Source organism: Streptomyces collinus Tu 365, from assembly GCF_000444875.1.
In the GTDB taxonomy this organism is placed as follows: Bacteria; Actinomycetota; Actinomycetes; order Streptomycetales; family Streptomycetaceae; genus Streptomyces; species Streptomyces collinus_A.
This window is the reverse complement of the sequence record NC_022001.1, coordinates 62,998-85,047: the sequence shown is the minus strand read 5'-3', so window position 1 is coordinate 85,047 and position 22,050 is coordinate 62,998. Positions and strand designations below refer to the sequence as shown.

General features: G+C 69.0%; 22 protein-coding genes and 2 pseudogenes. 16 read left to right on the top strand and 8 right to left on the bottom strand.

Features of this window, described 5'->3' with window-relative positions; translation table 11 throughout:
• Positions 1 to 568 precede the first annotated feature (568 nt).
• The 4 genes from B446_RS35750 (at position 569) to B446_RS35735 (ending at position 8,782) form a co-directional block, all read left to right on the top strand.
• Entirely contained in the window at positions 569 to 3,223 is a 2,655-nt protein-coding gene (locus tag B446_RS35750) for a DEAD/DEAH box helicase (protein WP_020945107.1), read from the top strand.
• A gap of 158 nt (positions 3,224 to 3,381) precedes the next feature.
• Positions 3,382 to 3,882: a hypothetical protein gene (locus tag B446_RS35745; RefSeq protein WP_020945106.1), complete on the top strand. Its 501-nt coding sequence runs from the start codon at positions 3,382 to 3,384 to the stop codon at positions 3,880 to 3,882.
• 125 nt (positions 3,883 to 4,007) lie between these two features.
• On the top strand, positions 4,008 to 7,640 hold the full coding sequence (locus B446_RS35740; RefSeq protein WP_020945105.1) for a hypothetical protein: 3,633 nt from the start codon (positions 4,008 to 4,010) through the stop codon (positions 7,638 to 7,640).
• A gap of 902 nt (positions 7,641 to 8,542) precedes the next feature.
• The gene (locus tag B446_RS35735) at positions 8,543 to 8,782 is read left to right on the top strand and encodes a hypothetical protein (RefSeq protein WP_237751146.1); all 240 of its coding nucleotides are present in this window, start codon (positions 8,543 to 8,545) and stop codon (positions 8,780 to 8,782) included.
• Positions 8,783 to 8,799: 17 nt separating this feature from the next.
• Here B446_RS35735 and B446_RS35730 read toward each other — a convergent pair whose 3' ends face one another.
• From B446_RS35730 to B446_RS35720, 3 genes are read right to left on the bottom strand one after another with little or no spacing between them, the layout of a single operon-like run.
• Positions 8,800 to 9,018, bottom strand: a complete 219-nt coding sequence (locus tag B446_RS35730; protein WP_020945103.1) for a hypothetical protein — start codon at positions 9,016 to 9,018, stop codon at positions 8,800 to 8,802.
• Between the two features lie 36 nt (positions 9,019 to 9,054).
• Positions 9,055 to 9,255 carry a hypothetical protein gene (locus B446_RS35725; RefSeq protein WP_020945102.1) on the bottom strand — a complete coding sequence of 67 codons (201 nt, stop codon included), beginning with the start codon at positions 9,253 to 9,255 and terminating at the stop codon, positions 9,055 to 9,057.
• Positions 9,252 to 9,470, bottom strand: coding sequence for an SOS-response transcriptional repressor, LexA (locus B446_RS35720; RefSeq protein WP_020945101.1), 219 nt, complete (start codon positions 9,468 to 9,470; stop codon positions 9,252 to 9,254). The genes B446_RS35725 and B446_RS35720 overlap by 4 nt, the downstream gene beginning before the upstream one ends.
• A gap of 71 nt (positions 9,471 to 9,541) precedes the next feature.
• Here B446_RS35720 and B446_RS35715 point away from each other — a divergent pair, with 71 nt between their 5' ends.
• Positions 9,542 to 9,898, top strand: coding sequence for a DUF6233 domain-containing protein (locus B446_RS35715; RefSeq protein WP_020945100.1), 357 nt, complete (start codon positions 9,542 to 9,544; stop codon positions 9,896 to 9,898).
• A gap of 436 nt (positions 9,899 to 10,334) precedes the next feature.
• On the opposite strand, the gene B446_RS35710 is transcribed toward B446_RS35715, so the two are convergent.
• Both B446_RS35710 and B446_RS35705 read right to left on the bottom strand, forming a co-directional pair.
• Positions 10,335 to 10,931: a hypothetical protein gene (locus B446_RS35710; protein ID WP_020945099.1), complete on the bottom strand. Its 597-nt coding sequence runs from the start codon at positions 10,929 to 10,931 to the stop codon at positions 10,335 to 10,337.
• Between the two features lie 86 nt (positions 10,932 to 11,017).
• Positions 11,018 to 12,031 carry a NucA/NucB deoxyribonuclease domain-containing protein gene (locus B446_RS35705; protein WP_420010354.1) on the bottom strand — a complete coding sequence of 338 codons (1,014 nt, stop codon included), beginning with the start codon at positions 12,029 to 12,031 and terminating at the stop codon, positions 11,018 to 11,020.
• A 373-nt stretch (positions 12,032 to 12,404) separates the two neighbouring features.
• Between B446_RS35705 and B446_RS35700 the strand changes: the two genes are divergently transcribed.
• Both B446_RS35700 and B446_RS35695 read left to right on the top strand, forming a co-directional pair.
• Positions 12,405 to 12,611, top strand: coding sequence for a DUF6233 domain-containing protein (locus tag B446_RS35700; RefSeq protein WP_020945097.1), 207 nt, complete (start codon positions 12,405 to 12,407; stop codon positions 12,609 to 12,611).
• Between the two features lie 356 nt (positions 12,612 to 12,967).
• Positions 12,968 to 13,402, top strand: a complete 435-nt coding sequence (locus B446_RS35695; protein WP_020945096.1) for a peptidase inhibitor family I36 protein — start codon at positions 12,968 to 12,970, stop codon at positions 13,400 to 13,402.
• A 101-nt stretch (positions 13,403 to 13,503) separates the two neighbouring features.
• Here the strand turns inward: B446_RS35695 and B446_RS39430 are convergent, their stop codons facing one another.
• Positions 13,504 to 13,674: a hypothetical protein gene (locus B446_RS39430; RefSeq protein WP_158506804.1), complete on the bottom strand. Its 171-nt coding sequence runs from the start codon at positions 13,672 to 13,674 to the stop codon at positions 13,504 to 13,506.
• Between the two features lie 128 nt (positions 13,675 to 13,802).
• Between B446_RS39430 and B446_RS35690 the strand changes: the two genes are divergently transcribed.
• The 9 genes and pseudogenes from B446_RS35690 (at position 13,803) to B446_RS35655 (ending at position 18,891) form a co-directional block, all read left to right on the top strand.
• Positions 13,803 to 14,489 (top strand): HNH endonuclease family protein, encoded by a 687-nt coding sequence (locus B446_RS35690; RefSeq protein WP_020945095.1) that lies wholly within the window; start codon positions 13,803 to 13,805, stop codon positions 14,487 to 14,489.
• Positions 14,490 to 14,530: 41 nt separating this feature from the next.
• Positions 14,531 to 14,806, top strand: coding sequence for a hypothetical protein (locus B446_RS35685; RefSeq protein ID WP_020945094.1), 276 nt, complete (start codon positions 14,531 to 14,533; stop codon positions 14,804 to 14,806).
• A complete protein-coding gene (locus tag B446_RS35680; protein ID WP_020945093.1) occupies positions 14,806 to 15,204 on the top strand; it encodes a hypothetical protein in 399 nt (132 codons plus the stop codon). The genes B446_RS35685 and B446_RS35680 overlap by 1 nt, the downstream gene beginning before the upstream one ends.
• Before the next feature lie 44 nt (positions 15,205 to 15,248).
• Positions 15,249 to 15,524: pseudogene (locus B446_RS40675) on the top strand (transcriptional regulator); the annotation flags it as partial.
• A 301-nt stretch (positions 15,525 to 15,825) separates the two neighbouring features.
• Positions 15,826 to 16,041 carry a hypothetical protein gene (locus B446_RS35675; RefSeq protein WP_020945091.1) on the top strand — a complete coding sequence of 72 codons (216 nt, stop codon included), beginning with the start codon at positions 15,826 to 15,828 and terminating at the stop codon, positions 16,039 to 16,041.
• Entirely contained in the window at positions 16,038 to 16,502 is a 465-nt protein-coding gene (locus B446_RS35670) for a Clp protease N-terminal domain-containing protein (RefSeq protein ID WP_020945090.1), read from the top strand. Before B446_RS35675 ends, B446_RS35670 begins: the two co-directional genes overlap by 4 nt.
• 32 nt (positions 16,503 to 16,534) lie before the next feature.
• Complete coding sequence (locus B446_RS35665; RefSeq protein ID WP_020945089.1) at positions 16,535 to 17,356, top strand: ABC transporter ATP-binding protein; 822 nt, start codon at positions 16,535 to 16,537, stop codon at positions 17,354 to 17,356.
• Positions 17,353 to 18,189, top strand: a complete 837-nt coding sequence (locus B446_RS35660; RefSeq protein WP_020945088.1) for an ABC transporter permease — start codon at positions 17,353 to 17,355, stop codon at positions 18,187 to 18,189. Before B446_RS35665 ends, B446_RS35660 begins: the two co-directional genes overlap by 4 nt.
• Positions 18,190 to 18,393: 204 nt before the next feature.
• Positions 18,394 to 18,891, top strand: coding sequence for a hypothetical protein (locus tag B446_RS35655; protein WP_043479848.1), 498 nt, complete (start codon positions 18,394 to 18,396; stop codon positions 18,889 to 18,891).
• A 120-nt stretch (positions 18,892 to 19,011) separates the two neighbouring features.
• Here B446_RS35655 and B446_RS38655 read toward each other — a convergent pair.
• Both B446_RS38655 and B446_RS35650 read right to left on the bottom strand, forming a co-directional pair.
• Positions 19,012 to 19,509 (bottom strand): annotated as a pseudogene (locus B446_RS38655) (IS5 family transposase); the annotation flags it as partial.
• Positions 19,510 to 19,667: 158 nt separating this feature from the next.
• The gene (locus B446_RS35650; protein WP_020945086.1) at positions 19,668 to 21,740 is read right to left on the bottom strand and encodes a hypothetical protein; all 2,073 of its coding nucleotides are present in this window, start codon (positions 21,738 to 21,740) and stop codon (positions 19,668 to 19,670) included.
• Between the last annotated feature and the right edge of the window lie 310 nt (positions 21,741 to 22,050).

Sequence of the window (22,050 nt, the reverse complement as noted above, 5' to 3'; positions counted from 1 at the left end):
CCCCGCGGAGCGGGTCCCTCCGCGCTGCGCGCGGAGCAACGGAATTCGCTTCGCGAATTCGGGGAAAGTGCTTCGCACTTTCCCTCAACCCGCTCCGCGTGTTGGGGAATTCACGCTCCGCGTGAATTCGGATTTCCGCTTCGCTCCAATCCTTGGGCCCGGGTCGCTGCGCGACCCGGGCGGGGGCGTCCGCTGCGCTCCCGCCCCTTGCCGGCTTCGCCGGGCAGCAGCAGGGGTGAGGCTGCATCAACTCTGCTGGCGGGTAGGATCACGAACCGTGGCCTACTGCCTCCCGTCGAGGCCGGGCTTAAAGGGGGCTGCCGGCCTGGACTTGGAAACTGACCTGCTGTCACCGGACGGCACGTCAGAAGCAACCGATCGCAATCATCCCGGATGGTAAGGCCGACTGCACGGCGTGGGGAACGTAGCACATGACTGGCATGCGTGAGGGTTCTTTCCGGCCGTACTATTGTGTAGATGCATCCCGCCTGTGCTTCGTAATGATGCAGCGGGTAGTATCGCGAGTGGATGCCAGCCTGTATCTCCCCCGGATCGGACGCCCTCGACGATGACGGAATCATTCTCTCTTCGCCCGCACCAGATCGAGGCCGTGGAAGCCATCGTGAAAGGCCTCGATATTCCGCCGGGCAAACGGATTCCGCCGCAGGGTCTGCGCGGCACGGTGGTGAGTGCCTGCGGTACCGGGAAGACGTTCATCGGTGCGGCCGCGGTGAAGCGGTTGGTGCCGGATGGCCGGGTCCTGGTGCTGGTGCCGACCCTGGCGTTGCTGGCGCAGACCGTCAGGGAGTGGCGGGCGTTCGGGCATGCGGGGCCGGCGGTTGCGGTGTGCTCGCTGGACGACGACCCGAGCCTGTTCACACTGGGAGTGCGGGCGACGACGAGTGCGCCGCAGCTGGGGTTGTGGCATGGGCGGGGGCCGGTGACGGTGTTCGCCACCTACGCCTCGCTGCCGGTGCTGATCGAGGCGCACCGGGGCGAGTACGGGCTACCCATGGATGTGTGGGACGTGGTGCTGGTCGATGAGGCCCACCGGACCAGCGGTTCGTTCGCGAAGGCGTGGGCGGCGGTACACGACCAGGAGCTGCTGCCCGCCATGCGGCGCCTGTACATGACGGCGACGCCGCGGATCTGGGAGGAACGGCCCGCGCGGCCGCGGTGGCGACGGGAGGAAGCCGGCGAGGCGACTGCGGCCGCGCAGCGGCCCGGAGGAGAAGAAGCGGGCGCGGCGGGCGGCCCGGGTGAGGCTTCTACGGCTGCTGAGCGGTCCGGGGAGCCGGCGGCTTCGGTGGCGGTGGACCGGCTGCCGGAAGAGATGGCCTGTTCGATGGACGACGAGGCGATTTTTGGGCCCGTTCTCTTCGAGCTTGATTTGTCGGATGCGATCGCTCGGGGGCTGCTTGCGCGGTACCAGGTCGTGGTCGCGGAACTGCGGGATCCCAGCCTCACCCCGCAGCGGCTGTACGGCACAGAGCGGGAGTCGGAGGAGGTGCGCGGGGAACGGCTCGCGGTGCTCCAGGCCGCACTTCTGGAGACGATGGCCGCGCACGATCTGACGCGGTGCATCACCTTCCACCACCGCACCATCGAAGCACGCGCCTTCGCCGAAGGACTCGGACGAGCCGCGAAGCGGTTGCACGCCGAAGACCCCGGCCGGCACCCGGAACGGGTATGGGCCTCCTGGCTGTCCGGGGAACACGACGCCGACGTACGCACGGACCGGCTGGCGCAGTTCGGAGGGCGGGCCGGGCGGGCGGTGCTGTCCAACTGCCGGGTGCTGGGCGAGGGCGTCGACTGCCCAGCGGTGGACTCGGTCGCCCTCATCGACCCTAAAGGCTCCGCGGTCGACATCGTCCAGGCCATCGGCCGAGCACTCCGGCAGACACCGGGACAAGGAAAGCTTGCGACGCTGGTCGTGCCGATTTTCCTGAGCCCGGGCGAGACGGAAGAAGACATGCCGTACTCGGCTTCGTATCGGCCCTTGATTCGGGTTTTGAACGGGCTCCGCGCGCACGATGAACGCGCCGTGGAAATGCTCGCTATTCCGCAAGAGAATTCACCGGTAACGGGCACACTGCCGTCGTTCCTCGGTGAAGCGCCCGACGAGGGCGAGGACGAGCGGCGGCTGTTGCTGCGGTTCGGCAGCCACCGCGACCCGGCACTGATCGCACGCATGATCCGCTACAACCTGATCGAGCCCGAGCACGCGAACTGGAAGGCCGGGCACCAGGCGGCGGTCGCGTTCCGGGAGCGGATGGGGCATCTGGCGGTGCCGTACGGACACCGGGAGCTGATGCCGGCCGGGCACTCGTTTCCGCTGGGCCGCTGGCTGGCAGACCAACGCAGGGCCCTGGTGGCGGGCAGGATGGCCGCGGAGCGGGCGGCGGACCTGGACGAGCTGGGCATGGTGTGGGACCCGGCCGACGCGGCCTGGGAGGAGAACCTGTCCGCGGCCCGTGCTTACTACGCTGAGACCGGAACACTGGCCGCCCCCGCCACCGCCACCATGCTCGACAAACCCATCGGACAATGGCTCGCCAACTGCCGCAAAAAGAACGGCCTCGGCAAGAACCAGGCCGTAGCCCGACGGCGCGCGGCGCAGCTCGCCGCGATCGACCCCGACTGGAACCCCAGCGCCCTGGGGTGGGCGGTCGACTGGCAACGCACCTACACCGCCGTAGCCGGGCTCGTCGCGACGGGAGCCGGGCTCGAGGAAATCGTGCCCGGAGTCACCGCGGACGGAATCGACGTAGGCCGCTGGCTTCAACGGCAGCGCCAGCAGGTCATCTGGCAGGGACTCAAGCCGGGCCAGCGCGAACGCCTCGGCAGCCTGGACGTCACACCACTGCCACCCGAGACGCAGGAGGCGCCCAGGAAGGCCGCCAGGGGCGGCTCTGCCGCCTTCGAGCGGGGGTGCGCAGCCCTCGCGCAATACAAGGCACGCACCGGCTCTGTGACCGTCTCCAGAGGGCATGTAGAGGTTCTGCCAGACCGTGCAGAGGTCAGGCTGGGGGTGTTCCTGTCCAACACCAAGGCTCGGCGAGCCGGGCTGAGCGCGGAGCAGCTGCAGCGGCTCGCTGGCCTCGGACTCGACTGGGCAGACACTGTCCGAGCCTGCGCAGTGACCACTGCCAGACGGACCACGACTGCAGGGACGGCGGGGTCACCGGTGACCCCACCCGTCGGCGCGGGTGGGTTGAACTGAACCGTGCATATCGCGTACCTCGAGCGGGCGGTGTCAAGGCGGCCAGGCCTCCAGCCCGCTGCGCTGTCGACAGCTGGAATCGGCGAATTCCACCCCTGTGGTTGCGTGTTGGGCATGATGGAGGGGGATGAGCGTTTCGGGGGAAGGGTGCGGGTCGCATGGTGATCGAAGCTGGAGTGGTGGCTGGGTACGTGATCGCATGGGCGGTGCGGAAGGCCCGCAGAGCGGCCGGCCCTGTGGATGCCGTTGTGGATACGGCCATCGATGCGAGTCTGGACAGGCTGCACACCACGGTCGCGGCCAAGCTCGGCGCGCACCCCGTTCTGGATGATCTGGCCGAGGAGGCCGCTACCGAGGAGGGGCAGGTCAGCGAGCTGACCCGTCAGCAGGTGGAGTTGGCGGTCACTGCCGCGGCGCGCAAGGACGACGTCTTCGGCCAGACGGTCTCTGAGTTGGTGGCCCAACTGCAGGCAGCGGAGACGGCCGGCGGTACGTCGGTGGTGACCGGCGGCGGTTCGAGGGTGTTCACCGGAGACGCCCACGCCCAGGCCAGTGGGAACGGGATCGCCTTCGGGCAGATCGCCGGAGACGTGAATATGGACGGTAGCGCTGCGGGGCAGCGGCCGGACCCTTCCGGGCCGGGCCGGTCACGCCCCTGACCGCACCCGGCACCACCGGTGGCATAGCCGCGGCGTCGCGGCTGCCTGCATGTCCGGCTGACTCTTTCCTGGCGCACGCTCCTGAAGAGGGCGGCGGTACCAGTTTCAACAAGGTCACGGGGTCTGTGACGATCCACCAGTACGGGGGCTCTGCCGTGCCGCGGCTGGTGCGCTCGGCATACCGGCGGCAGGTGGAACGGATCGCGCCGCCCCGGCTGCGGGACCGGGACGCCGAGCTGGCCGAGCTCGCCGCCTTCTGCTTGGAGGAGCAGCGCGGCCCGTATGTGTGGTGGCGGGCCGGGCCGTGGGCGGGCAAGTCCGCCCTGCTGTCCACCTTCGTACTCAACCCGCCGAAGCCGCTGACGGACCGCGGCGTGCAGCTGGTGTCGTTCTTCATCACTGCCCGGCTCGCCTCACAAGACACCCGGGAGGCATTCACTACCGCGCTGACGGAACAGCTGTGCGTGCTGCTCGGCCTGGACCTGCCGGTCGGGGGAGACGAGGCGGCCCGTGAAGCGGCCTTGCTGGATCTGCTCACCGATGCCGCGACTGCCTGCCTGGAGGCAGGCAGCCGACTGGTGTTGGTCGTAGACGGGCTGGACGAAGACCGCGGTGTCACCACCGGGCCAGGGGCGTACAGCATCGCCGGACTGCTGCCCGGCCGGCCGCCTAACGGGATGCGGGTCATCGTCGCCGGACGGCCCAACCCGCCCATCCCCGACGACGTACCCGACTGGCACCCGCTGCATGACCCGGGCATCATCCGCCTGCTCGGCGCCTCCCCCCATGCCCGGGACCTGCAACGCCTGGGCCAGTCCGAACTCAAACGCCTCCTCAAAGGAAGCCCCACCGAGAAGGATCTACTGGGCCTGCTGACCGCCGCCCGCGGCGGCCTGTCCGGCCCTGACCTGCGGGAGCTGACCGGCGCGGACCTGGTGACCGTGGAGGACATCCTCCACACCGTGGCCGGGCGGACCTTCACCCGCCGGCTCGCCTCCGTCGGGCAGGACGAGGCAGGCCAGGTGTACCTGCTCGGCCACGAGGAACTGCACAATGCCGCCTGCCACTACCTAGGTCCCGATCGCCTGGCCCACTACTGCGACCGGCTCCACGCCTGGGCCGAGAACTACCGCACCCCCACAGGCGAACAACCGTCGTGGCCGCTGCACACCCCCGAATACCTCCTGACCGGCTACCCCCGCATGCTGGCCACCGCCGGCGACACTCGCCGCTTGACCGCCCTGGCCATTGACCCGGCCCGCCACGACCGGATGCTCGACCTGACCGGCGGCGACACCGCCGCCCTCACCGAGATCAGAATCTGCCAGGACCTGCTCCTCAAAAGCCCGGACCCGGACCTGTATGCCCTTGCCCGGCTGTCCCACCACCGCGGCCACCTCGAATCCCGCAACACCCACATCCCCGTCAAACTCCCCGCCGTATGGGCCATCCTTGGCCAACCCCACCGCGCCGAAGCACTCGCCCACGCCATCACTGACCCGGGCCGACAGGCACAGGCGCTGACAGAGGTGGCGAAGGCGATGGCCGAGGCCGGGGATCACACCCGAGCCCGTGCACTGGCCACCCACGCCGAACAGATCGCCCACACCCTCACCCACCCGCACGAGCAGGCACAGGCGCTGACCGGGGTGGCGACGGCTGTGGCCGAAGCCGGGGATCACACCCGAGCCGAGCAGATCACCCGCACCATCACCCACCCGGACCTGCAGGTACAGGCGCTGACCAAGGTGGCCAAGGCGATAGCCAAGGCCGGGGATCACACATGGGCCCATGCACTGGCCACCCACGCCGAGCAGATCGCCCTCACCATCGCCCACCCGGGCCCGCTGGCGGAGGCGCTGACAGAGGTGGCGAAGGCGATGGCCGAGGCCGGGGATCACACCCAGGCCCGTGCACTGGCCGCCCACGCCGAGCAGATCGCCCGCACCATCACCGACCCGGCCCAGCAGGCACAGGCGCTGACCGGGGTGGCGACGGCTGTGGCCGAAGCCGGGGATCACACCCAAGCCGAGCAGATCGCCCGCACCATCACCCACCCATCCCGGCAGGCACGGGCGCTGACCGAAGTGGCCAAGGCACTGGCCGAAGCCGGGGATCACACCCGAGCCGAGCAGATCACCCGCACCATCAACCACCCGGACCTGCAGGCAGAAGCGCTGACCAAGGTCGCGAAGGCGGTGGCCGAAGCCGGGGATCACACCCGAGCCGAGCAGATCACCCGCACCATCAACCACCCGAGCAGGCAGCCACAGGCGCTGACCGAAGTGGCCAAGACGATGGCCAAGGCAGGAAACCACACCCGGGCCGAGCAAATCGCCCGCACCATCACCGACACGGACCTGCAGGCAGAAGCGCTGGCCGAGGTGGCCAAGGCGATGGCCGAGGCCGGAAACCACACCCAGGCCCGTGCACTGGCCACCCACGCCGAGCAGATCGCCCGCACCATCACTCGTCCGTACCAGCAGGCACAGGCGCTGACCGGGGTGGCGACGGCTGTGGCCGAAGCCGGGGATCACACCCGAGCCGAGCAGATCGCCCACACCATCACCCACCCGGGTCGGCAGGCACGGGCGCTGACCAAGGTGGCCAAGGCGGTGGCCGAGGCCGGAAACCACACCCAGGCCGAGCAGATCACCCGCACCATCAACCACCCGGACCTGCAGGCAGAAGCGCTGACCAAGGTCGCGAAGGCGGTGGCCGAGGCCGGAAACTACACCCGGGCCGAGCAGATCGCCCGCACCATCACCCACCCGTACCTGCCGTACCTGCCGTACCTGCAGGCATGGGCGCTGACCGGGGTGGCGACAGCGATAGCCGAGGCCGGGAACCACACCCGAGCTCGTGCACTGGCCACCGACGCCGAGCAGATCGCCCGCACAATCACCCACCCGCACGAGCAAGCACAGGCGCTGACCGAAGTGGCCAAGGCGATGGCCAGGGCCAGGAACCACACCCAGGCCCATGCACTGGCCACCGAGGCCGAACAGATCGCCCACACCATCACCGACTCATACCGGCAGGCACAGGCGCTGACCGGGCTGGCGACGGCTGTGGCCGAGGCCGGGGATCACACCCGAGCCGAGCAGATCGCCCGCACCATCACCCACCCGAGCCCGCAGGCACAGGCGCTGACCGAAGTGGCCAAGGCACTGGCCGAGGCCGGGGATCACACCCGAGCCGAGCAGATCGCCCGCACCATCACCCACCCGAGCCCGCAGGCACAGGCGCTGACCGAAGTGGCCAGGGCGATAGCCGCGGCCGGCGACCACACATGGGCCCATGCACTGGCCACCGAGGCCGAACAGATCGCCCACACCATCACCAACCCATACCGGCAGGCACAGGCGCTGACCGAAGTGGCCAAGGCACTGGCCGAAGCCGGGGATCACACCCGAGCCGAGCAGATCGCCCGCACCATCACCCACCCGAGCCCGCAGGCACAGACGCTGACCGAAGTGGCCAAGGCGATAGCCGAGGCCGGCGACCACACATGGGCCCGTACACTGGCCACCAACATCGAGCGGACAGCTCGCACCATCCCCGACACGGACCTGCAGGCACAGGCGCTGACCGAGGTGGCGAAGGCAGTCGGTCTGCCGCGGGCTGGCCATTTGTTGGGGACGGCGTTCTCGCGGGGGTCATGGCTGACGCCTCTCCCGGTGCTGGCGAAGATCCGTCCGCAGGAGATGATCCGGTTCGCTGACACGGTATACGCAGACGTTCCGCCGGATTTCTGACCCGTGATGGTCGCCTTACGTCAGTGGTGTCCTCGGCGAGCGTGATGCGGGCGATCGGCATGCTGCTGTACTCGCCAGCCCAGCGCGGTTCGGCGACCCGCGCACCGCACGCGCCGCCGCCGCCCTGCAGAGGCTCATGATCCGGCGGGGGGTCGCTCGTCGGGTGGGACATTCGCGGTCGTGCGCTCGCGACGGTGACTCCAGTAGGCCTGCCACCACTGCAGTGCCGGAATCAGAGCCGCCGCCGCAGGCGACGAGGGCGAACAGCATGACGGCGGCGGGAGCAGCGAGAGCGGCACGACGGGGCAGAGCACGCATCAGACATCTCCAGATCAGTGGGGAGGCGGAAGTCCGTGAACCGGACTTCCGGGGGACTGCACTGACCCTAGGAACACGCCTTCAAGAGAAAGCACAGCGAACCGGCAGAGGAGGGGCAGCAGTTGCCCAATGTTTCGCCACCGCCACCGTAAAGAGATTGCAAAGTCCTGTATGGCCGGTTCCGCACGAATTCGGGCGTCTGGCCTCGGCATGGCGTCTGTGCGAAGAGGAACGTGCTGCGTGGTGAGCCATGAGCGGCCGCACGGTCAGTGTGCGCGGACCCACCGGCACCATCCGAGGACACGACACCACCATCAGGCGCCCACGGTTCCCCGCGGCCTCGCCCTCAGCCCTGTCCTCGGCAGATGCGCCAGCTGTGCCACAGCGCCGAAAAGGTGGCCGCCCCGGACATCGTCCTGTGCCATGAGGCCTCGGGCCAGATGTCCCCAGCTACCGAACCCGGAGCATGGTGATCAGAGCTGTCGCCGCAGACGTCGTCGCCGCCGATGATCACGAGGCTCCACCCGATCGGTCGGCGGGCCAGATGGGCCAGGCGTCGCGCGCGCTGCTTAGGATCCGTGCCTGTGGCAGAGGTCCCCGATGAACTGATCATGCTGGAACGATCCGCCGAGCAGGAACGCGCGAAGCTCGCGGGCCTCACCGGGACGGAGTACGACGCCCAGTGGCGCCGCTGGCGCGAAGCATCGGAGACCGCGCAGGCGGCCATCACCGCACACGCCGCGGCGGCGGGTGTCAATCGCTACGAGCTGGAGCAGGCTGTGAAGAAAGCAGTCCGGCACACGGACGAGGACCCGGCCGAGTAGGCGAAGCGGCCCCTGGGTCAGCGCGTGCGCAGGCGGTACTCATCTACCGCCGGAGCCACCTGGTGCAGCGTTGTTGCCAACGGCTCGATGTCCGTGACCACCGATGCCGTCCCGTCGAGCAACTGCTGCTCGACGGGCGTCAGCCGCCGGGCCGGAAGGGCCGGGCCAACCTCAAAGGCGTGCCGCTCGATCTGCCTGAGAGCGCGCTCACGGCTCGGGCGCGGGCGATGGGCCATGGGGTCCCCCTTCGTCCGCGCCAGCATGGCAGAGAGCTACGACGTCTCGGGCCAGGCCGTCAGCACGGTGCCCGTCTCCTCGTCAGTGAGGGTGACGCGAGGCGTCGGCATAGTGCCGACCGAGCCGATCCAGCGCCGGCACTTGTCGCGCGCCACCGCCTCGTTCGACCACCAGCCGTGCTGGACCGGCCGGCCGTCGCTGGTGAGCAGCAGGTGGTAGCGGCCGGCGCCGTTCACGCGAGCCTGATCCCTCTAGAGCGGCCGGGCTCGCGGACGATGGCGCGCTTCGTCTCCAGCTCCACCAGCTGGTAATGGACGGAGGCCCGGCTGCGCATGCCGACCGCTGCCCCGATCTCGGCCACCGTGGGCGCTTCCCCGCGGTCGGCGATCGACTGCCGGATGCAGCGCAGCACGCGCTCCTGGGTGTCGGTGAGGTGGTCAACGCGATGCATACTCGAACTAGAGCATGTGTTCGAATTCTACGGCAAGCGGATACACGGGCCGTACAGGGAGGAGCGGGGAGGTGGACCAGGACCATCCGGGCTCACGTCTGGACACGCTGCGGTTCGCCCGCCGCGTCGTCGAGCAGCAGAGTGCACAGCAGCTTGCCTTGATCGACCGGTGGATCGCCGAGGAGGAACAGCGAGAACGCGAGCGGCGGCAGGGCGAGGAGCGGCGGCCGCCGCAGCCGGAGTGGCTAATCCAGCACGGTCTCAATCGCAGCAACATCGACGCCGTGCACACCGGCGACTGCTGGGCCGCAGCCAAGAGCGGACGCTGCCGCCCCGCGACACACGAGCAGGCACTCGCCGCGCTGCGGCGGCAGATACCGCCGTGTGTCCACTGCCGGCCCGACACCGCACTCGGCATCCCCGACTAGGCCGGCCATCCGGACCCTCCAGCCTGGCAGGCCCCGCGTCGCGCAGTGCTGTGGCGGTCCGCTCACCCGTCGCTGGGTTGACGACGGGACAGGGGATGCCGGTCTCCTCTGTCAGACTGCGGCGTCATGGCTCATCGCCCCTTCCTCAACCGCGAGCGCGCCAGCCGCCAGGTCGACCGCCACAACGGCACCTCACCCCTTGGGCCCTGGCCCGCACACAAACTGGGCATGGCAGATGGGCCTTCCCACCCGGGTGGGAAGGCCCATCGTTTCGCCGGCTCAGCGGCCGGTGTCACCTACCGCCACACTCGCCGCACAGCCGCGGGCGGGTCTCCCGCGGGACGTCCCACCCGGCGGGTTCGACGGCCTTCCACACCGACCCGACCATGAACCTCACCAAAGGAAACAGAACGTGGAACCGCCCACGTCGCGGACATCAGTCGGTTTCATCGCCGTAGGGGTAGGGGAACGTGGCGGTGTAGTCCTCCAAGGGCTTGGCCCTATCTGCGGCGTAGTCGGCTCGTGCCTGCCGGTCCGTCTCACTGATGTCGGGGTGTACGGGAGGCATTTGGGGGGCCGGCCAGAGCTGGACCAGGTGCCTTTCCCCGTGGTCGCCGATGCCCGGCTCGGGGTCGTCGACGTGGCAGTACAGGCGCATGCGGACCCAGCCACCGCTGTCGGCAGCCGGTGGCGGCGCCTCAAGGGGCGGTTGCTCTTCGGGCCATGCGTCCCAGAAGTCGCCCTGCCCGATGGTGGCGAGGTAGAGGGTGGGAACGTCGGCGAGCAGGCTCATCTCCTCCGCCGGCTCCCATCCGTCACCGGGCTCGGGGCCGGGCGGGCGGTCGTGCACCTGAACGGTCATCTGCAAGGGACCGGTGTCGGTGGTGGGCAGGACGACCGCGATGGCGTCCGTGGCCGGGCCGCAGCGCCAGCCGAACGGCATCTCGTGCGGGAAGTCATAGTCGTCGTCGAAGCCGATGAGGTAGCCGTGCTCGCCAAGATCGACGGTGAACGTAGCTTCACGGATCAGCATGGGGACCCTCCTTCAACGGAGAGAGTGCCCCGCTCCCGAACACACCGGGATGCGGGGCACCTGTCTGGCGGTGAGTCTAGCCGCGCTTAGGCGATCACATAGAAGGGGTCGTGGTCCATGACGTGCATCTGGCCGCGCCACGCCGTGATGCGTCCGCCCTGGGACTTGTTCTCCTGAACCTTCACCCAGGTGATCTCCCGCTGGTTGGCGTGGAGATGCGTGCCGCCCTCATACGAGGAGGCGAAGGGGTACTCGTCGCAGGAGGTACGACCGGCGCGCTGCATGTCCGGCGGTGCGGTACGCGGGCACACCGCCTTCCGGTTCGCGTCCTCCTGCCGCTTGTTGATCATCCAGTGCAGCGGCTTGCCGCCGTTGGGATCACCGTAGTGGCCGCCACGTGCACGGAGCTTGCGGATGCCTTCGTCGATGCGGGCCAGGCCGACCATGCTCACGGCGGTGGGGACTTCCGGGATGGCGCAGCCGGCCCGGCTGGTTCGACTGCTGCCGTAGTAGTTGTCGCAGCGGTAGACGGCCGAGTCGTAGGAGACGGTGCCCGGGGTGTAGCCGGGCTTGGTGAAGGTGTAGGTGTACTTGGTTTTCGCCTTCGGGTTGATCTTCTTCGGAGGGATGCTGGTCTTGTAGCCGACGCTGCCATCCGCCGCACCGCTGCTGAGGATGTGGCCCTGCGAGAAGTGGACGCTGGCCTTGGTGCCGCCTCCCGAAGCAGCGGCGATGTTGACGGCAACGCCCTTGCCCGCGCGCGTAGTGCGCGCCTTGGAGACGTGGAACTTCTCCGACCAGTTGGCGGAGTTCGTCTTCAGGGTCATCTGGTGCTTGACGTCAAAGTCGACGGTGCCTTCGATGACGGGTCGCCCGTCGATGACCTTGATGACGTCGACGTGGATGGTCACCCACTCGCACTCGCTGAAGCGGTTGATCGTGATCTTGTTGACGGTGCAGGTGGCATTGGATGCCGGCCCGGCTGCGAATCCGTTCACCTGGGACCGAGCCGGACCAACGGTGACACGCAGCTGTCCGGGACTGGGCTGATCGGCCACAGCTGACGGAGCGGCAGCCGTTCCCAGCAGCCCCAGCGCCACAGCCCCCGTTGTGATCAGCGCTCTCAATTTCAACTTGTACCCCCTGTGTTGACCCACGTTCGACAAGGGCCTACCGGTCAACTCAGCTACGCCCCCGTCGCGTTGGCCGCATACAAACACGTCCGACGCACTGATTGCATCCCGTTTTGATCGGTTTCAGCCACGTAGGGGCAGGGTGGCGCAGGAACGGTGACCGTGGTGGCCAGCAAGCGCTACGACAGCTCCACCTTGCATACCCGGGCTGGGAAAGCGTGAGGTCGTTGTTCGAGGCGTGGGCGGCCTACGAGGGCAGAGTGCGCGGCAGCTTGCCCTGATCGACCGGTAGACCACCGAGGGGGAACGGCGAGAACACGAGCGGCGGCAGGGCGAAGAAATGCGGCCGCCGCAGCCGGAGTGGCTGATCCAGCACGGGCTCAACCGCAGCAACATCGACGCCGTGCACACCGGCGACTGCTGGGCCGCAGCCAAGAGTGGGCGCTGCCGCCCCGCGACACGCGAGCAGGCACTCGACGCCCTGCGGCGGCAGGTACCGGCGTGCGTCCACTGCCGGCCCGACACCGCACTCGGCATCCCCGACTAGGCCGACCGCCTAGTGCGGGCCGTGCGGAGGTCGGCCTACAGCGCGGTTGATCATCCGCGCGTCGCGGGTGGCACGGCCCGCGGGACCGTGTTTGCCGGCCTGGAAAGGCGAAAGGTATGAACGACAGCCTGCGCGCGTCCCGGCCAGCCCGTGGCTGCTCGGGGTGATCGCGCTCGGTCTGGCGGCGTCCCGCGTCTTCTCCTGGTGCGAGGCCCGCTGGCATAAGCCCTGCTTTCAGCTGACCACGGAGTAGCTGCGCGGGTCTCATTCGCTCTGGTGGCCGCCGACTCGCTCGTCTGGATGAATGGCGGCGGCAAGCGGAATGGCGAAGCGTTCCGCCCGGACAGGCGGAGGTCATGACACTTCCACGCTTACGGCGCCTGCGCACGGGAGCGGCCACGCTGCTCACCACCGCGGTCCCGACCGTCCTGGCCGCATCGCTGCTCGGCCTCGCGTCCGCTCACGCCACGACCCCTTCGGTGTCGCGGGACCAGATCGCCTGCCCGCGGGGGTTCGTGTGCATCTACCCCGACATCGACTTCAACGGCCAGCCCTACGTCAAGCGCGCCGTCGACGGGTCCGTGCGACATCTGCCGGACTACATCCGCGGCAAGGGAAGCTCCGTCATCAACAACAGCAGCCGCACCGCGCGTATCTACCAGAAGGACAACTACTTCGGCCGGCACGTCTGTGTCGGCCGCGAGGGCGGCACCATCAGCGATCTGCGCTCCTACCAGCTCAACGACACCACCCACAGCCTCCGCAACAACAACACTCCCTGCGGCGCCTGAGGATCGCCTCCCAGGGCGGGGTGACGTCCGGGTGAGGGGCCACAATGCCCGTGCGGCTTGGTGCAGTGCCCGGCGGGCCCGCTGGTTTGGTGCGCCTGGGATCAGATCCGTTGCTGGATCCAGTAGGCGAGCAGGCCGGTGAAGGCGGTGCCGGTGCCGTACGCCAGCCCGCGCCGCAGGTGCATCAGGTAGGCACGGGGCGGTGGGGCGAGCGGTGGGAGCGCCGTGTTGGGTCGGGTGGCGGAGGTGGTGCGGTCATGGCGCTGACTCAAACAGCACCGTTGAAATTCCGACTTACCGCCCGATCGGGTAGGGCCAGAGCCCGTCACCGGGCGCGGCGCGGCATGGTGACGCTACGAAGATCACGACCAGTTCGTGATCTTCGAGAGGATGCCGTCCTGTGCGTTTCGTCCGCACCGCCTCCGCAGCCGCCGCCGTCGCCGCGCTGCTCATCCCTGCCGCTGCTCATGCCGCGCCGGCCACCGCATTCGCAGCGCACGCCGCGCCCGGTGACACCGTGACCGTGCCCGTCCGCGATGCCCTCGCAGGCCTCCCCGTACGCGATGAGGACCGCACGGGATACGAGCGGACGAAGTTCAAGCACTGGGTGGACGCCGACAAGGACGGCTGCAATACACGCGCAGAGGTGCTGAAAGCCGAGGCCGTGATCGCCCCGGAGCAGGGCGCCGGGTGCAAGCTGAGCGGCGGAGAGTGGTACAGCCCGTATGACGACCGGTACATCCACGGACCCAGCGGCCTGGACATCGACCACCTCGTCCCGCTCGCCGAGGCATGGGACTCCGGCGCCTCCGCCTGGACCGCCGCCGAGCGGGAGGCCTACGCCAACGACCTCGGCGACGACCGCGCGCTCATCGCCGTCTCTGCGGCCTCCAACCGGTCCAAGGCCGACCAGGACCCCACCACCTGGCTGCCACCGGCCGCCGGCTACCGCTGCCAGTACGTCACCGACTGGATCGCAGACAAGACCCGGTGGGCCCTGAGCATCGACGCGGCCGAACAGAGCGCGCTCACCGAGGAGCTCAGCCGCTGCCCCGACGTACCGGTCACCGTCACCGCAGCCCGCTGACACCCTCTACCCGCGGTAGAGGAGCGCGGTAGAGTGGTGCTATGGCAGCAGACGAGACGAGTATCAAGGTGAGCACGGCCGCGCGGGACCGGCTCGCCCAGCTGGCGGCCGAGCACGGCACCACGATTCGTGGCCTGGTGGAGGACCTCGCGCAGGGCACTCCGACGCAGGCCGAGTACGCCGAGCGCGCCGAGCTGGCCCGCGCTGAGCTCGCCTCCGCCCTCGGCACCGCGCCGAGCCCGGAAGCCGAGGCGAAGGCCAAGGCCCTGCTGGAGCGTCTGGGCGGCGCAGCGCACCACCCGCAGGCGGCCGCATAGTGGCGGGGATCGCGGTCGTCTTGGACCACACGACCGCGGGTGCGTTGTACGACCCTAAGGACCCGTTCAACGAGGCGGTCGCCGCGTTCTACGTCCAGGCCTCCGGCGGACTCGGCGACCTGTCCGCCCCCGTACTGTCGCTGACGGCCGGCGACACCGAACGGCCCGGACTGCTCGGCTACATCAAAGGCCTGCGGTTCATCCGCATCGAGGCGTTCGACACCGACGCCGCGGTCACCGCCACCGAACTGCTGCGCTTCGGACATTCCTGGGCAGCCGTCCACGCCATCCACGCCGCCCGACCCTCCCCCGCCCACCCCAGCGGACGATTCCTGCTCACCTTGACCCCCAAGGCGTACGCGGGCACCGGCGTCCAAGCCGTCCACCCCGACCAGTAGCCGCCGACCGCCCCAGCGGCAGATGACGCGCGCCTCCGCCTGCCCTGCAGGAGAAGGCGCGCGGCGGCTGGCCGGGGCAGGCCTGGCCCGCCCTGGCCCGGCCCGCCTGGCGGCCCGACATCCGCGCCGCCGTGATCTCCGGGGCCCGGATCAACATGCACCGCAAGATGATCGCCCTCGCCGCCGCCACCGGACAGTATCCCGTCGCGTTCTTCTCCGACTGCGCCGTGTACGCCGCCGACGGCCCCAGCCCGCCGGACGTCCTGCCCTACGACTCGGGCGGCCAGACCGTCCCCGGCCCCTTCCGGCTCGGCGTCTCTATAGCCGCGGTGAACGGACACGTAGCGCTGCCGGCCCGCTCCCGCCCCTCGGTACGCCCACCCCGGCGTCGACGCGGTCGCCAGGGTCCCGGGACGCGATCCGGCCGCGGCGTAGGACGTAACGCCCGCCCTGGATCGGTCACCACGTCGGCGCCGTAGTTCCGGTCAGGGCTGCGGCGTCGGTGTGGAGGCACCCGCGCCTGCCGAACCTGGGGCGTAGCCGCGTCCCGGCTACGGACCGCCTGAGCAAGTTTAGCAACCTCGGTTGCTTCGATTCGATTAGTCAACTACGGTTGCTTCTATGTCCAGCAATGATCCCGCGGACGCACTTGCGGCCGTCGCCGCCCTGCGCCGCCTGGCCGATCAGCTTGAAGACGCCGCCGTCGAACAGGCGATGCGGTCCGGCTGGGGCTGGCCGCAGGTCGCCGAGGCACTCGGCATCACGCGCCAGGCGGTCTACAAGAAGCACGCCAAGCGGCTCATCGCCGCCGGAGTCACATTGAGGAGGCGAGGATGAGCCAGTTCGACACGTACCTCCAGTCAGTCATGGACCAGGCCGAGGTCGAAGCCAAAGAAGACAGCTCGGCCACCATCGACGCGCACCACCTGCTGCTGGCGGTGGCCGCCCAGGACGGCACCGACGCACAGCGCGCGCTATACGCCGCCGGCCTCGGCTACGAAACGCTCAAGGACGCCCTGCACCGGGAGTTCGCGCACAGCCTGGCTGCAGCCGGAGTATCGCTCGACGACTTCGACCTGCCGCGGGCGACCCAGGAACCCACGCGCCACCCCCGGCTCGGCGCCTCGTCCAAGCTCGCCATCGAGCGGATGGCCACCATGCACCGCAAGAAGGACCTGCGCTCCGGCCACCTGCTGCTCGGCGTCCTCCAGGCGGAGGTCGGCACGGTCCCGCGCGCCCTCACCCTGGCGGGCGTGGACCGGGCCGAGCTCATCGAGCGGGTACGGGGCGAGCTGTGACGCAGGCCGCCCTGAGCGTCGAGGGGCTAAGTATGCGGTATGGCAGCGCCGACATCCTGCACCACGTGACGTTCCGGGTGCAGTCAGGCGAAGTGGTGGCATTACTGGGGCCAAACGGCGCGGGAAAGACCACCACAATCGAGATCCTCGAGGGCTTCCGCCTGCGCTCGGCCGGCCGTGTGCAGGTGCTCGGCACCGACCCGGCACACGCCGACGAGCGGTGGCGCGCCAGGGTGGGCGTCATGCTCCAGTCCTGGCGCGACCACGGCAAGTGGCGGGTCCGCGAACTCCTCGCCCACCAGGCCTCCTACTACGCCTGCTGCGCACGCACCCCGTGGGAGCCGGACGAGCTCGTCGACGCGGTCGGCCTGACCGCGCAAGCCGACCAGAAGATCAGAACCCTGTCGGGCGGGCAGCGGCGCCGCATGGACGTGGCGCTGGGCATCGTCGGCCGCCCCGACGTGCTGTTCCTCGACGAACCCACGACCGGCTTCGACCCTCAGGCCAGGCGCGAGTTCCACGAGCTGGTGCGCCGCCTGGACACCACGGTCCTGCTGACCACCCATGATCTGGACGAGGCGGAGAAGCTCGCCGACCGCATCGTGATCCTCAACCGCGGGCGGATCGTCGCCGACGGCACGCCGCACGAACTGGCCCGGCAGATCGCCGGCGAGGACCGCGTGCGGTGGCGGCACGGCGAGCAGCGCTTCAGCCGGTCGACGCCGCAGTCGACCGACTTCGTACGCACGCTCTTCCAGCAGCACGGCGAGAAGATCAGCGAACTCGAAGTCCACCGCGCCTCATTGGAACAGACGTATCTGGCGCTCGTGCACGAGGCGGAGGCTTCACGATGACCTGTGCGATACGCGCCGGCCTGACGCGCGGCTTGATCGAGCTGCGCCAGTCGTTCACCAACGGAGCGGAGCTGTCCAGCCACCTGCTCTGGCCACTGCTGATGCTGGGCGCCTTGTGGTTCATGCGCGACGTGGAGTTCGGGAGCACAGGGCTGCTGCTCGGCACCCTCGCGCTGCCGAGCATCCTGGGCATGAACGCCTCCTTCGGCATGGTCAGCATGAGCCAGCTGCTCACTGCGGAGCGCGAGGACGGCACTCTCCTGCGCGCCAAGGCCACCCCCCACGGCATGGTCGGCTACCTCATCGGCAAGGTCCTCTCGGTCTCCGGTGGACTGCTCGCCGACCTGATGATCTTCCTGATCCCCGGGCTGTTCCTCGTCGACGGGCTCGACCTCGGTGTGGACGCGTGGCTGGGTCTTGCCTGGGTCGTGGTGATCGGCATGGTGGCCACCCTGCCGATCGGCGCCATACTCAGCTCGGTGTTCACCAGCGCACGCTCGCAGGGGCTGATCCAGCTGCCCGTCCTCGGGATGATCGCAATCTCGGGCATCTTCTACCCCGTCACCGCGCTGCCGGAGTGGCTGCAGTGGATCGCCCAGGTATTCCCGGTCTACTGGCTCGGCCTGGGTATGCGCTCCGCATTGCTGCCGTCCGACGCTGAGGCCGTCGAGATCGGGGAATCATGGCGGCACCTGGAGACGGTCGGCGTACTGGGCGCCTGGGCGGTGTTCGGCCTGCTCGTGGCACCGATCGTGCTGCGCAGGATGGCGCGCAGGGAGTCCGGCTCCAGCATCGCCGCGCGCCGCGAACGCGCCCTGCAGAAGGTCGGGTGAGGCTGGCGCGAACCAGCGACCAGCGGAGCGAGTTGCCGATGACCGGTGTCAGTTTTCATCGACATTTTCTGGTTCTGCGATCAACAAACGCTGCCCAAACTCGGGTTCTGGTCCAACTTCTGTGGAGCTCTCACGCTCTACAACCTGCCGGGACTGGATGGCCCTTCGTGACTCGTTGACAGACCTGTTTGGGATCATGCCCACATGGACTTCGACCTCGCCCCACCGACTGGCGTTGGCCCGTTGCAGATCGGCATGACTCGGCACGCGGCCAACGCGGCGCTGGACTCGCTCCGCGATCTCTCTGCGATCTCGGAGTCTGATCGGCCGGGGCAGCACGTCTTCCGTCCCAGCGGGCTGATGATCAGCATTCACTGCATGCGAGACATGCTTGAGGCCATCGAGTTGGGAAGGCCGTCGTCCCAGACGGACCGAGTGTTGTATCAGGGTGTGGACGTGTTCGCGCTTCCGGCCCGTGAGGTTGTCCAGCGCATGGGCGAGTTCACCTCGATCGAGGAAGACCATGACGACGATGCTTCATTGATTGCCCCGGACTTGCTGCTGAGCTTCTGGCGTCCATTCGCAGCCGACGATGAGCCCGAGGAAGAGCAGGGCTACCACTTCAGCTCGGTCCTGCTGGCACGGCCTGGCTACTACGACACCCCTGCTCAGGCTGCGGAGCGACTCCAGCAGAGCTCGTGACAGGCTCGTCAGGACGCTAGCAAGACTCGTTTCCGCAAGAGGCCGAATCCGGCCCGACCGTACATCTGACGCTTGAGGCCGGCGGTGACGGCGGCGAGATCGCGTTCGAGGCCGTTGACGAAGGGCTTCTTTCGCTGCGTCGCGGTCGGTCATGTCGGCCGGGGTGACCATGACGAACAGCGGCAGGCCCTTGGTGTCGACGACCAGGTGGCGCTTGCGCCCGTTGATCTTCTTGGCGCCGTCGTAGCCCCGGCTGTCCCTGCCGAGGGTCTCCGCGGCCTTGACGGACTGGGAGTCGATGACGGTGGCAACCGCGCCGGGCGCCCGGCCCATCTCGCGTCGGATGCGTTTGCGGAGCTGGTAGTGGATCTGTCCGACGATGCCGGCTGCGGCCCAGCGGGCCATGAAGCCGTAGCGGGTCCGCCAGGGCGGGAAGTCGCTGGGCAGGGCCCGCCACTTGCAGCCGGTGTCGACGACGTAGCGGATCGCGACGACGATCTCGCGCCGCGGATGCTTTTCCGGGCGTCCCCCGGTGGGGGTCTCGCAGGCCGGGACCGGAAGCAGGGGCTCGATGAGCGCCCATTCGTCGTCGTAGGTGTCGGATGGATAGCAGCCCAGACCTCGTGGTCGAAGTCGGCGTCGACGTCGCCCGCGACGCGGGCGGCCGGTGGGGACCCCGCCCGCTTCCACCGCACCCGACCCGAGCTGCAGCCGGGCGACATTCCCCACCTAGGTTCGTCGCCTGGCTGCGCGCCCGAAGCGGGCTTGCGTATCCGTCAGTGGCGGGAGCCTCGTGTGCGGGATACCTCGCGCAGGGTGTTGGTGACGACGTGCGCGAGGCGGTTCGCGGCGGCTGCCGCCTCGCCCGCCCGCTCTGCCACTCGGCCGATGTTGCTGGGCAACTCGGAGAACACCGGCAGTTCGGGGAGCACTACGAGACCGGCGTAGCCGTCGTCCATCAGCACGTCACGCACCGCCGTCAACTGGTCCGAGCCGAGCCTGTTCTCAGCACGCGCCAGGGCCACGACGGTTGGCGTGCTAGGCAGACCGCGCAGTTGGCCGCGCAGGTGGGTGGCGATCTCTTTCGGGTCGCGGGGCAGAGCAACGGTCTCCAGCAGGTGAGCCCACGGCTGCAGCAGGTCGTCGCCGGCCTTACGCGCGGCTTCCCACACGGGGAACTGCGACTGCCACACATGCAGGCCCCATTCCCTGATCGCGTCCTTCTCCACGGCGACAGCAAACTCCTGCGCAACCTCAGTGCCTTCGCCCTGGCCGGGCCAGAGCCGCTTGAGGTTGCGGTCCTTGCTGCGGTCGGCCCACTGTGCCGCCGCCTGTGCCCACATGGCAGCGTGGCGGCGCGCGCCCTCTTCGGCCAGAAACGACAGAAAGTCAGCCCGCCACTCGTCCAGAAACGGCGCTTCCTCCTCGGTGGGCAACGACAGGCCGTCGTCCTCGTCGGCATCTTCCTCGTCGGGGTCAATCTGGTCCGCGAGGGCGTAGGACGACCACCACTGCTCGGCGTCCTCGGGATCGGAGGCGTCGTAGACCGCGGCGTCACCGTCGGCTTCCCGGCCGGTTACGTAGAAGAGGAATTCCTCGTCGAGGAACGCCAGTAGCTTCTCAAGCTGCTCCGTACGGCGGCCGCCGGCGCGGTTGAACCGGTTGAACGCGTCGTCCAGCCACGCGAGGAATCGGATGCGGTCGGGACGGCTATCGACGAGCTGCGCTCCGGCCCAGTGCCGCTCTTCGTGGGGCACCAGCGCCACGGTTACGTCGGCGAAGGCGGTCCACTGGCCGTGTGGAAAGTCTCCGTGCCCGGCGTCGATGATCACGATGTCGAACATGGTGCGTGCCCGGGCGATCATCTCGCTTGCGTCCGCGCTCTGGGGCACGGCGGAGGCTCGGACGGTGCCACCGCCGTCGATCGCCACCAGGTCGTACCAGCCGTCGGGCGCCGTGCCCCGGGGTTTTGGACGGAAGGAGAGGACTCCATTTGGGTTGTCCTGTCCGGCGAGCATGCCCACGGCCGCGCCGCTGCGTGCGAGTGCTCCAGCGAGAGCCACGGCCGCTGTCGTACAGCCCAGACCGCCCCGGCCCGAACCGGAGGTCACAGCGACCACGCCGGTGACCCGGCTGCCGGGGCTGACGGGACGCGGGCGGATCCTCGCCGGCCTGGGCCCGGCCACTTCCTCTGGAGCTGGGCCGCGCCGGGTCCAGTCCGGGGACTCGGCGACGAAAAGACCAATTCTGCGCAGCGCCGTGCTCCACAACGCCGCGTCCGCGCTCTCCCCACGAAGCCGGTCCCACGCCTCGCTCTCGCCCTCCGCGAGTCCTGTGTTGCTCCACAGCGGGGTCAGTCCAGCAGCCGTGACGAGCTCGGCGGCTTCCTGGAGATCCTCCTGCGCTGCCTGAACGCTTCCGGTGCGGCTCGGCTGGACCTCAATCACCGCACGTTCCCCGATTCGCCCCACCGTCAGGCCAGAACGACGGCTGACCTGGGCACGAAGCCCCGGCACGCCCACCACGCCAGCGGCTGCGGCCGACGGCAGGATACGCGCGAGGACCTGGGCGACGAGGTCACCCGCCGGCCGCAGGAACAAAGTGTCCACGTCCGGGGAGACGCCTTCCAGGCCGAAGGCCGTTCCTGAAGAGACAAGAAGCGGGAGCCCTGACGGGGCTGGCCGGGCCAGTGACCTGAGCACGCAGGCTTCCAGCACCTGTTGCTGGGGTGATTCGGCGTCGGGCACGAGCCCGTTGAACAGGCCGCGGCTGCGGTACCAGCGGAAAGCGGCGCTGTATGGCTCACCGGTGTAGTCCATGCGCAGCCGCGCTGTCTTGTCGCGAGACATAGCGAATCCTTCTGCGGCACGACGACCCGGACCAACGCGCCGACAGACGACAAGAGTCAAATCACTGACGAAGCATCCACTTCTTTCCGCCGTAGACGCAGAAACGGGTCCGGGCCGGCTCCGCTGACGGTGGCTGCAGTAACAACCGTCCATCAGCATACCCACGCGGGCCGCTGCCGATTGCGGATATGGCCACGGCGTCGACGACGCCCGCCATCGGCAGCCCCCGGCCCGAGCGTCAAGGGCCGGGACGTCTATGGGCGACATGTCTGCGCGCGCCCGGTGCCAGCGTGCCGAATGCCATCACCGA